The organism is Salmonella sp. SAL00653 (genome assembly GCF_046552515.1).
GTDB classification, from domain to species: Bacteria; Pseudomonadota; Gammaproteobacteria; order Enterobacterales; family Enterobacteriaceae; genus Salmonella; species Salmonella enterica.
The window spans coordinates 52,006-66,898 of the sequence record NZ_JBGDTY010000018.1 but is presented as its reverse complement, the minus strand read 5'-3'; the positions used below and the strand labels follow the sequence as shown (position 1 = coordinate 66,898).

At 53.4% G+C, this 14,893-nt stretch carries 13 protein-coding genes; 6 read left to right on the top strand and 7 right to left on the bottom strand.

Going from position 1 to position 14,893, the window contains the following annotated elements; genetic code table 11:
- Positions 1 to 2: 2 nt before the first annotated feature.
- From ACLJRU_RS19335 to sthE, 3 genes are read left to right on the top strand one after another with little or no spacing between them, the layout of a single operon-like run.
- On the top strand, positions 3 to 2,540 hold the full coding sequence (locus ACLJRU_RS19335) for a fimbrial outer membrane usher protein (RefSeq protein ID WP_023236242.1): 2,538 nt from the start codon (positions 3 to 5) through the stop codon (positions 2,538 to 2,540).
- Positions 2,541 to 2,557: 17 nt separating this feature from the next.
- The gene (locus ACLJRU_RS19330; protein WP_001056982.1) at positions 2,558 to 3,115 is read left to right on the top strand and encodes a fimbrial protein; all 558 of its coding nucleotides are present in this window, start codon (positions 2,558 to 2,560) and stop codon (positions 3,113 to 3,115) included.
- A 40-nt stretch (positions 3,116 to 3,155) separates the two neighbouring features.
- Complete coding sequence (gene sthE, locus ACLJRU_RS19325) at positions 3,156 to 4,241, top strand: fimbrial major subunit SthE (RefSeq protein ID WP_001253777.1); 1,086 nt, start codon at positions 3,156 to 3,158, stop codon at positions 4,239 to 4,241.
- A 57-nt stretch (positions 4,242 to 4,298) separates the two neighbouring features.
- On the opposite strand, the gene creD is transcribed toward sthE, so the two are convergent.
- From creD to creA, 4 genes are read right to left on the bottom strand one after another with little or no spacing between them, the layout of a single operon-like run.
- Positions 4,299 to 5,648, bottom strand: coding sequence for a cell envelope integrity protein CreD (creD, locus tag ACLJRU_RS19320; RefSeq protein WP_001541507.1), 1,350 nt, complete (start codon positions 5,646 to 5,648; stop codon positions 4,299 to 4,301).
- Between the two features lie 57 nt (positions 5,649 to 5,705).
- On the bottom strand, positions 5,706 to 7,130 hold the full coding sequence (creC, locus tag ACLJRU_RS19315; protein WP_001541505.1) for a two-component system sensor histidine kinase CreC: 1,425 nt from the start codon (positions 7,128 to 7,130) through the stop codon (positions 5,706 to 5,708).
- Complete coding sequence (gene creB, locus ACLJRU_RS19310; RefSeq protein WP_001541504.1) at positions 7,130 to 7,819, bottom strand: two-component system response regulator CreB; 690 nt, start codon at positions 7,817 to 7,819, stop codon at positions 7,130 to 7,132. The genes creC and creB overlap by 1 nt, the downstream gene beginning before the upstream one ends.
- Before the next feature lie 12 nt (positions 7,820 to 7,831).
- Positions 7,832 to 8,305, bottom strand: coding sequence for a protein CreA (creA, locus tag ACLJRU_RS19305; RefSeq protein ID WP_000875811.1), 474 nt, complete (start codon positions 8,303 to 8,305; stop codon positions 7,832 to 7,834).
- Between the two features lie 211 nt (positions 8,306 to 8,516).
- On the opposite strand from creA, the gene robA reads away from it, so the two are divergent.
- Entirely contained in the window at positions 8,517 to 9,386 is an 870-nt protein-coding gene (gene robA / locus ACLJRU_RS19300) for an MDR efflux pump AcrAB transcriptional activator RobA (RefSeq protein ID WP_000371685.1), read from the top strand.
- On the opposite strand, the gene gpmB is transcribed toward robA, so the two are convergent.
- Positions 9,383 to 10,030 carry a 2,3-diphosphoglycerate-dependent phosphoglycerate mutase GpmB gene (gpmB, locus tag ACLJRU_RS19295; protein WP_001541502.1) on the bottom strand — a complete coding sequence of 216 codons (648 nt, stop codon included), beginning with the start codon at positions 10,028 to 10,030 and terminating at the stop codon, positions 9,383 to 9,385. The two genes, robA and gpmB, sit on opposite strands and share 4 nt — an antisense overlap.
- A gap of 48 nt (positions 10,031 to 10,078) precedes the next feature.
- On the opposite strand from gpmB, the gene yjjX reads away from it, so the two are divergent.
- Entirely contained in the window at positions 10,079 to 10,594 is a 516-nt protein-coding gene (gene yjjX, locus ACLJRU_RS19290) for an inosine/xanthosine triphosphatase (RefSeq protein ID WP_000554305.1), read from the top strand.
- A gap of 101 nt (positions 10,595 to 10,695) precedes the next feature.
- On the opposite strand, the gene trpR is transcribed toward yjjX, so the two are convergent.
- Positions 10,696 to 11,022: a trp operon repressor gene (trpR, locus tag ACLJRU_RS19285; RefSeq protein WP_000192005.1), complete on the bottom strand. Its 327-nt coding sequence runs from the start codon at positions 11,020 to 11,022 to the stop codon at positions 10,696 to 10,698.
- Positions 11,023 to 11,079: 57 nt separating this feature from the next.
- The gene (gene sltY, locus ACLJRU_RS19280; RefSeq protein ID WP_223121673.1) at positions 11,080 to 13,050 is read right to left on the bottom strand and encodes a murein transglycosylase; all 1,971 of its coding nucleotides are present in this window, start codon (positions 13,048 to 13,050) and stop codon (positions 11,080 to 11,082) included.
- Between the two features lie 175 nt (positions 13,051 to 13,225).
- On the opposite strand from sltY, the gene ettA reads away from it, so the two are divergent.
- Complete coding sequence (gene ettA / locus ACLJRU_RS19275; RefSeq protein ID WP_000046769.1) at positions 13,226 to 14,893, top strand: energy-dependent translational throttle protein EttA; 1,668 nt, start codon at positions 13,226 to 13,228, stop codon at positions 14,891 to 14,893.

Here is a 14,893-nt window from a genome sequence, read left to right as displayed (position 1 = left end):
CTGTGCAATTCTCCAGAGTAGAGCCCCGTTCTCAATTAGCGTTATCGTTTCTCTTTATATGCTGTTCCATAAAACCAGCGTTAGCGCATGATCATTTTAATCCATTATCGTTGGAAAATGATGAACCGGGCGTGGAGAATGTCGATCTATCGGTTTTCGAAAAGGGGGGGCAGGCAGAAGGCACCTATAATGTTGATATTTATATTAATAACACCAGTGTTGAAACAAAAAATATTGCCTTTAAAAATAAAAAATCAGCAAATAATAAGCTCTCCCTACAGCCGTGTCTTAGCGTTGAACAACTCAAGCAGTGGGGCGTAAAAACAGAAAACTTCCCCGAGCTTAAAAATGACCCAAACGGGTGTACCGATCTTAGTCTGCTGGCTGGCGCTGTTGCAAAGTTTAATGTCATCGGTAACCGGCTGGATTTAGCGATCCCTCAAATCGCGTTGATCGCCGACCCGCGAGAATTCGTCCCTACCAGCGAATGGGATGAAGGCATTAATGCTTTTTTGCTGAACTACAGTTTTACCGGATCGCAGGATCACGATATTGATGAAAACCGGACGGAAAATAGCGAATACGCCAACCTGCGCCCTGGTATTAACATTGGCGCATGGCGTTTTCGTAACTACTCAACCTGGAATCATGATAGCGATGGGCAAAATAGCTGGGATTCTGCCTACACCTATGTTTCTCGCGATATCGAATTTTTAAAAGGACAGCTGATCGCCGGGGAAAATAACACGCCCGCGGACGTCTTTGACAGTATTTCATTTAAAGGCGTACAGATCTCTTCTGATGACGATATGTTGCCGGACAGTATGAAAGGGTTCGCCCCGGTCATTCGCGGGGTGGCCAAAAGCAGCGCGCAGGTAACCGTTGAACAAAACGGTTATACCATCTACAAAACTAACGTTCCGGCGGGTCCATTCGCCATTAATGATCTTTATCCAACCGGCGGTTCGGGCGGCCTGTACGTCACCATCAAAGAATCCGATGGTTCTGAACAGCATTTCATTGTGCCCTACGCCAGCGTTCCGGTCTTACAGCGTGAAAGCCACCTGAAATACGACCTGACGGTAGGCCGCACGCGTTCATCAGATACGCATTCCGCACAACAAAATTTCGCAGAACTGACGGCCTTATACGGATTAGCAGGCGGCATAACCGCCTATGGCGGAATAGAGAGTACGCTGAGCAATGATATTTATCATGCGGCGCTCATCGGGACAGGTTTAAACCTTGGCGATCTGGGCGCATTGTCTTTAGACGTCACCAACTCATGGTCAAAAATTAAAGCAGGCGATGTGGTTAGCGATACGCTTACCGGACAGTCCTGGCGTATTCGTTACAGCAAAGATATTCAGTCAACAGGCACCAATTTCACTGTCGCTGGCTACCGTTATTCGACCAAAGATTACTACGCTCTTGAGGATGTGCTGGATACCTATAGCGATAATAGTCACTATGATCATGTACGTAATCGCACCGACCTGTCGTTATCGCAAGACATTATCTACGGTTCCATTTCACTCACTTTATATAATGAAGATTACTGGAATGACACTCATACCACATCATTAGGTATTGGCTATAACAACACATGGCATAACGTAAGCTATGGCATTAACTATTCTTATACGCTGAACGCCGATAATTCTCAGGATGAAGACGACGATACGGAAGACAGTAATGACCAGCAAATTTCAATCAATATTAGTATTCCGTTAGATGCCTTTATGCCGTCAACGTATGCCACCTACAATATGAACTCCGCGAAAGACGGCGATACCACGCATACTGTCGGTTTAAACGGAACAGCGCTGGCACAGAAAAATCTCTCATGGAGCGTTCAGGAAGGTTATTCCTCTCAAGAGAAAGCCACCAGCGGTAATGTGAGCGCAACCTATAACGGGACGTATGCGGATATTAACGGCGGGTATAGCTACGATAATCATATGCGTCGCCTGAATTATGGCGTTCAGGGCGGCGTACTACTACATCGAAATGGCCTGACACTATCCCAGCCAATGGACGACACCATCATATTGGTTAAAGCCCCTGGCGCAGCGGGTGTCCCCGTGAATAACGAAACGGGCGTGGACACCGATTTTCGGGGCTATGCCGTCGTACCTTATGCTTCGCCTTACCATCGTAATGAAGTGTCTTTAGATACGACGGGCATTAGAAAAAATATTGAGCTCATTGATACCAGTAAAACGCTGGTGCCTACCCGTGGCGCGGTGGTCAGGGCTGAATATAAAACCAATATTGGTTACAAGGCATTGATGGTATTAACCCGCATAAACAATCTGCCTGTTCCTTTTGGCGCGACCGTCTCGTCTTTAACAAAACCAGACAATCACAGCAGTTTTGTTGGTGATGCGGGGCAAGCCTGGTTAACCGGACTGGAAAAACAAGGGCGGTTATTAGTGAAGTGGGGACCAACAGCAGCAGACCGGTGTCAGGTCTCTTATCGTATACCGAGCTCCCCCTCCGCTTCTGGCGTAGAAATCTTACACGAGCAATGCCAGTGATTCTGGTGGGATAAAAGATGAATATGAACAGATTTGCTGCATTAGCCGCCCTGTTAACGTTCACGGGTCTGGCATTATGGTCGCCCTCGATCAGCGCGGCATACAATACCGCAGATGCCGTAGACATTAACGTTACGGGATTAATTTATGCCGATCCGTGTACCGTGACGGTCCCCGACACGCTCTCTCTTGGACAATATGCCCGGGCGGATATCGCCGTGGCCGGTGGCAATACCGCCACCATTCCTTTCACCATAAAAATGACGAATTGCCCGGCAACTACCACAAAAGCCGCGATTTCATTTAACGGCGTACCTTATCCCGATCCGCATTATGCTTCTGCGATTTATGCAAACAGCGCGGCCAATCCGGCGCAGGATTTAGGATTACAGCTTTTTAACCTGGACGGTAAAAGTCTGGTCAATCTGGCCAACAACGTCACTTACACGGTAGATATCAACAGTAATACCCATGAAGCCAATTTGCCTGTCGCCGCAAGGATGTATACCCCGTATGGAAAAGTCACGGCAGGGGATTTCACGTCCGTTGTGACGATCACTATCGCATGGCAATAACATCTTTCTATTTCACCTGGTATAAAAGCAGGAATTTTTCATGAGAAGGTTATATCTGGCGCTTATTCTGCTGTTCGCGTACTCCAGTCATGGTTACGCTTCCTGTAAACGTTCCGGTAATGAAGGCGCGATCACTATCACCCCGCCGTCGCAGCTTGTGGTGGATAGCCACGCCTATACCGCAGGCGAGGTGTTGTGGCAATCGGGCTGGGTTTCCACCTCCGAAGTCACAATGGATGGCTGTAGTCGCGATTATAAGGTCGGTTTTTTATATGAACCCGGTAGCGCGCAGTCAAATACATCAGCGACAATCAATGCGAATGACGGGAACAACACGCCGGTATTTAGCACCGGGATTTCCGGCGTGGGCGTTGCGATTAAAACCCAAACGAATGCTGGCCCTTACGATAATGTCATGCCAATCGATAATACCTACCATAATGGCGATGGCAATAAAACACACCATGCGATGGCTCCCGCCTACAATGTTGAACTGGTCGCCTTAGGCGGTCCGATCACCTCCGGTACCGCGACATTCCAAAGCCCACTGGCGCGCGTATCTTTTCGCGATAGCGCAACGGAAGACTCCGGCGGCGATATCCTGACCCATCTGTATTTGGGGAATACGCAATTGATTATGAAAGCGATGGGATGTCGGGTAGAAACACCTGCCATCACCGTGGATTTAGGCAGCGTCAATTTAGGCAGTTTCGCTAACAGTCAAACCGCGGGCACAGGCGAGCAGGATATCTTATTGACCTGCGAACAAGGCACTGCTATTTCCGCATCATTAAGCGCCCAACCTGCCAGCGGAAATAACCCTGATAATTCAGTCATCCAGTTGAGCAATGCAAGCGCGCCAACCAGCGCAACCGGCGTTGGCGTACAGTTGGGTATTCAGGCGCCGGACGCCGGTTTCTTTACCGACAGTTTGCCAATCAATCAAAAAATTGATCTCTTTACTCACACGATTACCACCAATGCCGATGGCAGCCAGACGGTTAACGGCGGAACCATGAATATGTCGACCACCCTGAAAATTAGCGCGCGCTACTATAAAACCGCCGCCACGGTAACGGCCGGGCAAGCGAATGCCACGGCAACATTAAACCTGACCTATAACTAACGGCATCACATTTTCTGGCGCTGCGCGGGAAAACGTTAACGCGCGCGCCCGTTAGATTTATTTCCACAAACGTAATTCGTCATCTTGTACTGGCGGTAATGACTTACGTTGCTGACAAGAGAGCGAATACCAGTCCAGATGGCGCGTCAGGAACATCACGCCGCCAAGCGCCAGTAGCAGAACGCCGGTACCCAGAAGCAACGAGCTATCTTCCGAACGCAGCAATCCCCACATCACGCCATCCAGCGCCAATAACGCTAGCGTAAACAGTACGCTATTGCGCCATCCTTTCAGCACTGCCTGCAAATAAACGCTATTCATCAACGCGCCCACCAGGCTGGCGGCGATCCAGGCTGGCGTGAAACCGATATGTTCCGACAGTGCCAGCAACAGCAGGTAGAACATCACCAGCGATAACCCCACCAGCAGATACTGCATCGGGTGTAACCGCTGCCCCGTCAGGGTTTCGAAGACAAAGAAAGCCATAAACGTTAGCGTAATCAACAAAATGGCATATTTCGTCGCTCTGTCCGTCAGTTGATACTGGTCGGCTGGCGTCGATACAGCGACGCTAAACGCCGGTAAGTTGTCCCAATCCACCTTTTGCGCATCAGCAAACTGTTCGCCGAGATTCGTGGCAAACCGACTGGTTTGCCACTGGGCCTGAAATCCTGAACCGCTGATTTCGCGTTTACCGGGAAGAAAATCCCCCACAAAATTTGGGTGCGGCCAGTTACTGGTCAGGGTCATTTCACTGCTACGCCCGACGGGAACCAGTGAAAAGCTGCCGGTTCCGCTTAAATTTAGCGACATCGCCAACGTCAGGTTGCGCGTCGCCCACTGACTGTCCGGCAGCGGGATATGAATGCCCTCTCTACTTTCCGGTAAGCCGGTCCCCGGTTCTACAGTGAGCGTTTCACCATTCACCTGCGGCGCTTTTACTGCGCTGATACCGCGCGCATCGCCGACGCCCACGACGATAAAGGGCTTTCCAAGGGTAATGTTCGGTCTGTTCAGCTCATGCAGACGGGCCACATCAAACTCCGCCTTTATCGCCATATCGGTATGCCACACCTGCCCCTGATAAATACCTATTTTTCGCGCTTCAACGTTTTGATTGCCTTCGACCAATAGCGACTCCGGCAGCCAAAAATAGAGATAACTGCGCTTATACTGGACCTCTTTCTCCTCTTCCAGCACGGTATAGAGCTCTGTCACCGGAACCGCCACCAGCGGGCCGACAACCTTTTGTGGGCCGCTGGTACTCTGACAAATAGCGGCTTCTACATGGCTTCGATAATCAGCACGCTCCACGATGGTGTGCCGTACCATCATCAGGGGAATTAACAGCAGGATCATGGCGCCGCCTAACGTAATCATTTTCCACAACAGGGGGGATTTCAACATAGCGTTCTCCTTTGCAATGCCAGCAGTGTAAGAACGCGATGTGGGGAGAATTTGAAGTTATGTGAAGTGACGGTGAAGTGTCAACGAGGCCAGCACGCCGCCTTCGGGACGGTTGCACAACGTCACCTCACCGTTGAGGAGTCGCGCCGCCTCGCTGACAAACGCCAGCCCAAGCCCGCTGCTTTTACGTCCGTTTTCACGGGGCAACGAATAGAATCGGTCGAAAATGCGCGGCAGCGCAAAATCAGGAATACCACAACCGGAATCCGTCACCTGCAGGATCGCTTTCTCTCCCATCGGCTGAGCGCTTAATGTGATAACGCCATTTTCAGGCGTAAAGTCGATGGCATTGTCCAACACATTGCCCAGCGCCTGCGCCAGAAGCTCCGCGTCGGCGACGACAACCAGCGAGGAAGGCCGTAAAGTAAGGGTGATCTTTTTTGCCGCCAACTGAATACTGCGTGCCTCGCTAAGCTGCGTAAATAGCTCATCAACAGCAACCGGCGCGAGAGGGATATCCTGTCGGTTTTCCAGCCGCGCCTGGCGCAGCAGGGTTTCTACCAGCGCCTGCATTCGCGTATTTTGCGCCAGTATATTCTCTGTAAAGCGGGTAACCACATCCGCGGGCGGTCCTTCACGCAGAATCTCCGCCGCGCCGCGTATCGCCGCCAGTGGACTTTTCAGCTCATGAGTCAACGCATACACGTACTGCTCAATCTCATTCTTGCCTTCCAGCTTAATGCGCATACTCTCCAGCGCCTGCGCCAGTTTACGCAGCTCGCTGCTGCCTAATGCAGGTAACGCAAGCGGGCGGTTTTCGGTGACGGAATCCGCATAGCGCGTCAACCGGGCGATGGAGCGGTTAATCCACCAGACCATCCCCGCGCCAATCGCCAGCGCAATCCCCAGTAAAACGGCGCTGGCCCACAGAATGCGCCGTTCGCTGCGCTTAATCACCGGCGCCATTGCCGCATTCGGTTTACCGACAGACAGGACGCCGATAATCCGTCCATCGCTGATTATCGGCGCGGCTACGTACATCAAGGTGCTATTGGGATCGGCAGCATCTTTTGCCGTGCTGCGGGCGCCATACTGTCCGCGCAGCGTAAGCCAGACGTCATTCCAGCGAGAATAATCCTGCTCCACCGCTTTGTTTTCCGAATCAAACAACACCTTCCCCTGCGCATCCGTCATGTAGACATGGTATTCATTGCGCACTTTGACGATCCCGCTGATATTGGCGCGAAACGGGCGATGTTGCAGCTGGGCGAATGCCTTCGCCAACTGGCCGTCAGTCGGGTTGCCGGAAAGGAGATCGTCGCGGGCCAGCGCCGCCAGCAGCGTTGCGGTGTCAATCAGCGTCCCTTCCGTCGCGCGGCGGACGCCCGGCTTTATCTCCTGAACGAAGATAGACAGCACAAACACGGCGGCGACGGCGACAATAAGAAAGTAGCCCAGCAGCAAACGCATTCCGATGCGCATCAGACGCTCCTCAGGCTGTATCCCATTCCACGATGCGTGTTAATTGGCGAGAGATCCGGGTTGATCGCGCGTAGCTTAGCGCGCAGGGTTTTGATGTGTGTATCGACCGTCCGTTCGAAGGTCTCCTGGGCATCAGACCAGACAATATCCATCAATTGCTGGCGCGAGTACACGCGCTCCGGCGACAGCAGCAGGGTTTTAAGGAGCAGAAACTCATAACGCGTCAGCGAGAGCGGCGTACCAAACCAGGCGATCTGCGCCGCCGGTTCATTGAGTTCAAAATGTCCGGTACGCACCACCGGCGACGGCGCAGCAAACTTTTTCACCCGGCGCAGCAGCGTGCGCACGCGGGCGCTCACTTCGCGCGGCGAGAACGGCTTGGCGACATAATCATCTGCGCCAATCTCCAGACCAAGCAATCGATCCACTTCATCGCTACGGGCAGTCAGGAAAAGAATCGGCAGCGCAGGATGGCGTTCCAGCAACTGCCGACACAGCTCAAAGCCGCTGATATCCGGTAGTCCCACATCGAGAATCACCGCATCCGGCCGTTGCTGACGCGCTTTTTCCAGCGCGGGCAGCCCACGAGCGAATAGCTCAACGGTAAACCCTTCCAGTTGCAGGGTGTAGATGAGCGTATCGGCGATTCCCTGTTCATCCTCGACTAACCAGACCTGCGGTTGCTGCATACTCTTTCCCTGTTATTGTCGCCACGGCATGACCGGCACCGCGCTGATGGCGTTCTTCGGCGACCCGTCGACCACTTTGTCGGAATAGGCCAGATACGCCAGCGTGTTGCGTTTCTCATCATAGAAACGCACGACCTGCAATGACTTAAATATCAATGAGGTGCGTTTTTTGAAAACCACCTCTCCCTGCGCCTTGCCGTTCTTAATTTTGTCGCTCAGTTCAATAGGCCCGACCTGCTGACAAGAGATGGCGGCGTCAGACGTATCTTCCGCCAGCCCCAATCCGCCTTTTATGCCGCCCGTTTTCGCCCGGCTAACATAGCACGTCACGTTTTTGACATCAGGATCGTCAAAAGCTTCCACCACGATTTTATGGTCAGGACCGAACATTTTAAATACCGTATCGACTGAACCAATTTGTTCCGCGCGGGCGCTCTGCCCCAGCAGCAACAAAATTGAGAAAAGTACTAAGCTCTTGTATTTCATATTGTTACCATTCATAAAAGTTACATTGCGTAATTATTAGACATTCTAAAATAAAATGGTTATAGATCACAGGATTAGAATAATTACCTGTCACGTTGCCTAAAAAAAGCATTTAAGCTCAAAAAAAACACTGAATGCTAAAAGAACAAAAAATGCTATTATCCTCTTACCTGATATCGGGTGCTCGTTGTTGAAAGGATGGGGATATTTTATGGATCAGGCTGGCATAATTCGCGACCTGTTAATCTGGCTGGAAGGTCATCTGGATCAGCCGCTGTCACTTGACAATGTGGCGGCAAAAGCAGGCTATTCCAAGTGGCACCTGCAGAGAATGTTTAAGGACGTGACGGGCCACGCCATTGGCGCTTACATCCGCGCCCGTCGTTTATCGAAATCAGCAGTGGCGCTGCGTTTGACCGCGCGTCCAATTCTGGATATTGCTCTTCAGTACCGCTTCGATTCTCAGCAAACCTTTACGCGCGCCTTTAAGAAACAGTTTTCCCAGACGCCAGCGCTGTATCGTCGCTCCTCGGAATGGAGCGCCTTTGGCATTCGCCCGCCATTACGGCTGGGCGAGTTTACCGTGCCGGAACATCAGTTCGTTACGCTGGAAGATACGCCGCTCCTTGGCGTCACGCAGAGCTATTCCTGCTCGCTGGAACAGATTTCCGACTTCCGCCACGAAATGCGCGTGCAATTCTGGCATGATTTCCTCGGTCACTCGCCAACTATTCCGCCTGTGCTTTATGGGCTTAATGAAACGCGCCCCAGCATGGAGAAAGACGATGAGCAGGAAGTATTCTATACCACCGCACTGCCGCAAGAGCAGGCCGATGGCTATGTTCAGTCGGCGCATCCTGTGCTGTTGCAGGGCGGTGAATACGTCATGTTCACCTATGAAGGGTTAGGAACCGGCGTGCAGGATTTTATCCTGACCGTTTACGGCACCTGTATGCCAATGCTGAATCTGACCCGTCGTAAAGGGCAGGATATAGAGCGATACTACCCGTCAGAAGATACCAAAACCGGCGATCGCCCTATCAACCTGCGCTGCGAATTTCTGATCCCGATTCGTCGTTAACGCTGTAGCTCATCCAATGCAGGGGCGTCCAGATGCGAAACGTCCCCTGCGGTTTCTACCACCCACCCAGACGCCAGCCACTGACTTTCCTGGTAATCGATGCGGGAAATAGAGCAGTTGCGCAAACGTAACCGGCGTTCCGCCCAGGCGGGTAGTCCCAGGATAGTACTGACCAGACAGCCCAACGCGATACCGTGACTGACCAATAAAGGTCGGCTGCCCTGCGGTAGCTCCAGACAGGACGCCAGCGCGGCATGAACGCGATCGCTCAACTCCTGCATCGATTCCCCACCGGGAATACGACCATCCTGCGTGCCGTTGACTAACTGACGACGCCAGCCCTCTTCTTCTTCCGTCAGCGAATCGATCTGGCGCTTTTCCAGCACGCCCATATCCAGCTCGCGCAGGCGGGAGTCAAAGGTAATATCACACCCGCACGCCTGGGCGATAATCTCCGCCGTGCGTTTTGTGCGGCCTAAATCGCTGCTGATGATATGGGTGATGCTGAGGCTGCGGGCGCGTTCTCCTACCTGCATGGCCTGCTGCTCGCCTTTTGCTGTCAGGGGACTGTCCGATTGGCCCTGAATACGTCGCTCGGCGTTCCACTGCGTTTCACCGTGGCGAACAAGGTATACCTGTAACATGTTTTTTTTCCGTTATACTGCGATAAATTTTTAAAACTGAGCTTAATTATGCACCAGGTTATCTCTGCGACCACCAATCCTGCCAAAATTCAGGCAATTCTACAGGCATTTGAAGAGATTTTCGGCGAAGGATCGTGCCATATTACGCCCGTCGCCGTCGAGAGCGGCGTACCGGAGCAGCCCTTCGGAAGCGAGGAAACGCGTGCTGGCGCACGAAATCGCGTGGATAATGCGCAACGCCTGCACCCACAAGCTGATTTCTGGGTAGCCATTGAAGCCGGAATTGACGATGACGCCACCTTCAGTTGGGTGGTGATTGATAACGGCGTTCAGCGCGGTGAAGCGCGATCGGCCACGCTACCGCTGCCCGCCGTCATTCTCGACAGAGTCCGCCAGGGAGAAGCGCTTGGCCCGGTGATGTCCCACTATACCGGTATTGACGAGATTGGTCGTAAAGAGGGCGCCATTGGCGTATTTACCGCCGGAAAATTAACGCGCTCCAGCGTTTACTACCAGGCGGTGATCCTGGCGCTCAGCCCGTTTCATAACGCGGTGTATCGATAATTATTTGCGCTATATTGTAAGCCTGATAAGCACAGCGCCATCAGGCATTTCGCGGCGATGTTGCCGGATGGCCGCTTCGCCTTATCCGGCCTACGAGCAAATCAGGCGCTTTTCAGCAGTATCTGCTCAAGCCAATGACGCAGTTCAACCGGCGCGGATTTCAGGCTGTTTGACCCGCGCGTGATGGTGGCGATGCCCGCCCCCAGCTCGGTTTTCAACTCGCGCTGGCTCATTTCGCCACGCAACAACTCCTCAATAATGCGCACGCGCGTTCCCAGCGCTTCACGCTCGTCCGGCGTAAGCATCAGTTGTAATAAAGGCAGATGCAGATCCTCTGCATATGCCTGACGGAGTAACTCCACAAAACGAAGCCACTCCTGATTACGTTGTTCGGCGATAGCCGATGAATAAGGGGAATGCTGGGTCATGTTATACCGCCGTTTGTACTGTTACACGAGTACAAATGATAACATAACCCGTCTGCATTAATACCGTCGCTGCCACTCAGAGTCGCTCATTAAGGACTCTTTCTGCCCCATAAAGTGGCGATAGTAAGCGTCATAGGCCAGAACGTTTTTCACGTAGCCGCGCGTTTCCGAAAAGGGAATGCTTTCGACAAACGCTACGGCATCGATACGCCCGGCGCTATTGCCAAGCCAGGTGCGCACGCGCCCCGGCCCGGCGTTATACGCCGCCGAGGCGAAAATACGGTTATTACCAAACTGCTGATAGACATACTGCAAATAGCTGGTGCCAATGTTGATGTTGGTCTCCGGCTCCAGCAGTTGACCGGGGCCGCGGTAGTCCGGAATCGAAAACATTTTCACCGTATGGGTGGCCGTTCCCGGCATAATCTGCATTAAGCCGCTGGCCCCTACCGGCGATTTTACTTTCGGGTTCCAGGCGCTCTCCTGGCGGGCAATCGCCATGGCATAGCTTTGTGAGATATCTTTTCCGCGGGTATAGCGGGTAAAAAGATCGTTATACGCCAGCGGGAAACGCTCCTCCAGATGATCCCACAGTTTTCCGGCGATCGTCGCCTGTACGCTCAGATCCCACCAGTGCTGGTTAAACGCATAGCGCGCCAGCTGCGCCTGTTCAGATTTACTACGGCTTTTTACCAGATTCGCCCATTCGCTGCGCGCCGTGTTATCCAGGTTCCAGTACATCAGCTCCCGTACACGCGCCATCTCCGGCCCCTGCGTCAACGCGCTGTTTACGTTGGCGGGCGCTTTATCGATTTTAAGCGTGTACTCTTCGCCTAAACGCTGCGCCGCGACCATCGGATAAAAACCGCGCTTCTGCATTAAAGCATGAAGGATCTCTTTCGCTTCGGCGTCACGACCGCGCTCCAGCAATAAATCCGCCTGCCAGTAACGCCACTCGTCTTTCTCTTTCGCCTCCATCGGCAGGCGGGCAAGCCAGGTATTGAGACCGCGACGATCGCCCATCCCCAGCGCCATACGCACGCGCCGCTCGATAAGCGACGTCGATTGCGAGCGCATAATCGCGTCATCGCGCCATTTCGCTTGCGCATCGGTCACATCGTTGCCCATCAGTCGCCAGGCAACGATATCGCGCAGCGCCTGCGTTTGTTCCTCATTAAGTTTCTGCGCCTGTACCAGCGAGGGGATCATCAGACGCGCATTTTCCGCGTCCTGGTAGGCGACGCTGGCAAACGCGACTTCCGCCATCTGGCGGGTAAAATCGGTGGCGCCGGTGGTGCGTGCGAAGGTCAACACGTTATTAGGGTCATTAGCCAGGGTAATGATCGCTGAGGCGATCGTTTGATATTCCGCCGGCATCTGTCCGGCCAGCACCGTAACCAACCCCGTATTCCCGGCTTTCATCGCCAGCCGAATACGTTCCAGATACGCCAGCGGGTCTTGCTTGCCGGAGGCCCGCCAAACGCTGAAAAGTTTATCGCAGGCATTCGGCTGACTTTTGCCGGTCAGCCAAAGGTCTTTCGCGCCCTGCCAGGCCGCTTCCGTTTGCCCGGTACTCCATTTCGCGTAGTAATAGTTACATTGCGCTTCCGTGGTGCCGGGTTTCTCCGGGCTAAACGCCAGCAAGCCGCGCCAGTCTTCACGACGCGCCAGCTCATTGACGAAGCGTGATTGCAGCGTACGCGCAGGCGGAAGCGTAGGATTGGCGCGCACAAACTGCGTGACAGCAATCGCCGGTTGGTTCATCAAATCGTCGGTGATCTTACGGTATTCCAGATACGGGTAGAGCGGATAATCTTTCAGACCCGGCATCATCTGCTCTACCACATCCATCTGGCGGTTGTCCCAGGCCTGCTTAATCTGCGCATAGCGGTTACGCTGCTCTTCCAGTGAGTCGGCCCGCGCGAGGTGACAAAAGGTCAGCAGGCATACGCTGGCGGCGACGAGACGCCAGACAAATGGTTTGGCTCTATCCACAAGCACTTCCTCAATTGTTATCCAATGCAGCATCATGCCGCGTAATGAATTTATGCTAACCAGTCATAGCCATTTGCGCCACGTTACGGACACTTTTTTACTTTTATTGCGAGTGCGATCTGCTGGCTGGGCTTAGGCAGGGAAAAAGGCTACACTTCGCCTTTGACATCTATTCACCATCACGATAAACATAGAGGCGAAGTCCAACGTGGCTCAATTCGTTTATACCATGCATCGTGTCGGCAAAGTGGTTCCGCCGAAACGTCATATTCTGAAAAACATCTCGCTGAGCTTCTTCCCTGGCGCCAAAATCGGCGTGCTGGGCCTTAACGGCGCCGGTAAGTCTACCCTGCTGCGCATCATGGCGGGGCTCGATAAAGATATCGAGGGCGAAGCGCGCCCGCAGCCCGGCATTAAGATTGGCTACCTGCCGCAGGAACCTCAGCTAAACCCGGAACACACGGTACGCGAGTCGATTGAAGAGGCCGTTTCGGAAGTGGTTAACGCCCTCAAACGTCTGGATGAAGTGTACGCGCTGTATGCCGATCCGGATGCCGACTTCGACAAGCTGGCCGCAGAGCAGGGCCGGCTTGAAGAGATTATCCAGGCGCACGACGGTCATAACCTGAACGTGCAGCTTGAGCGCGCTGCTGACGCTCTGCGTCTGCCGGACTGGGATGCCAAAGTCGAAAAACTGTCCGGCGGCGAGCGCCGCCGCGTGGCGCTGTGCCGTCTGTTGCTAGAAAAGCCAGATATGCTGCTGCTCGACGAACCCACCAACCACCTGGATGCCGAGTCTGTTGCGTGGCTGGAACGTTTCCTGCACGACTTCGAAGGCACCGTCGTGGCGATTACCCACGACCGTTACTTCCTCGATAACGTTGCCGGTTGGATTCTGGAACTTGACCGCGGCGAAGGTATTCCGTGGGAAGGCAACTACTCCTCCTGGCTGGAACAGAAAGATCAGCGTCTGGCGCAGGAAGCGTCTGCCGAAGCGGCGCGCCGTAAATCCATTGAGAAAGAGCTGGAGTGGGTGCGTCAGGGCGCGAAAGGCCGTCAGTCGAAAGGTAAGGCGCGTCTGGCTCGCTTTGAAGAACTGAACAGCGTTGAGTATCAGAAACGTAACGAAACCAACGAACTGTTTATTCCACCAGGACCGCGTCTGGGCGACAAAGTCATTGAAGTCAGCAACCTGCGTAAATCCTACGGCGACCGCGTACTGATCGATGACCTGAGTTTCTCGGTGCCGAAAGGCGCTATCGTCGGGATCATCGGGCCAAACGGTGCGGGTAAATCGACCTTGTTCCGCATGATGTCCGGTCAGGAGAAGCCTGATAGCGGCACCATTACGCTGGGTGAAACCGTCAAGCTGGCCTCGGTCGATCAGTTCCGCGACGCGATGGACAACAGCAAAACCGTCTGGGAAGAAGTGTCCGGCGGGCTGGATATCATGAAGATCGGCAACACTGAAATGCCAAGCCGCGCCTATGTAGGCCGCTTCAACTTCAAAGGCGTCGATCAGGGCAAACGCGTTGGCGAACTGTCCGGCGGTGAGCGCGGTCGTTTGCACCTGGCGAAACTGCTGCAGGTGGGCGGCAACGTCCTGCTGCTCGACGAACCGACGAACGACCTGGATATCGAAACCCTGCGCGCGCTGGAAAACGCCCTGCTGGAGTTCCCTGGCTGCGCGATGGTTATCTCGCACGACCGTTGGTTCCTTGACCGTATCGCCACCCACATCCTGGATTATCAGGACGAAGGTAAGGTGGAATTCTTCGAAGGCAACTTTACCGAATACGAAGAGTACAAGAAACGCACGCTGGGCGCCGAGGCGCTGGAGCCGAAGCGTATCAAGTACAAGCGTATTGCCAAATAA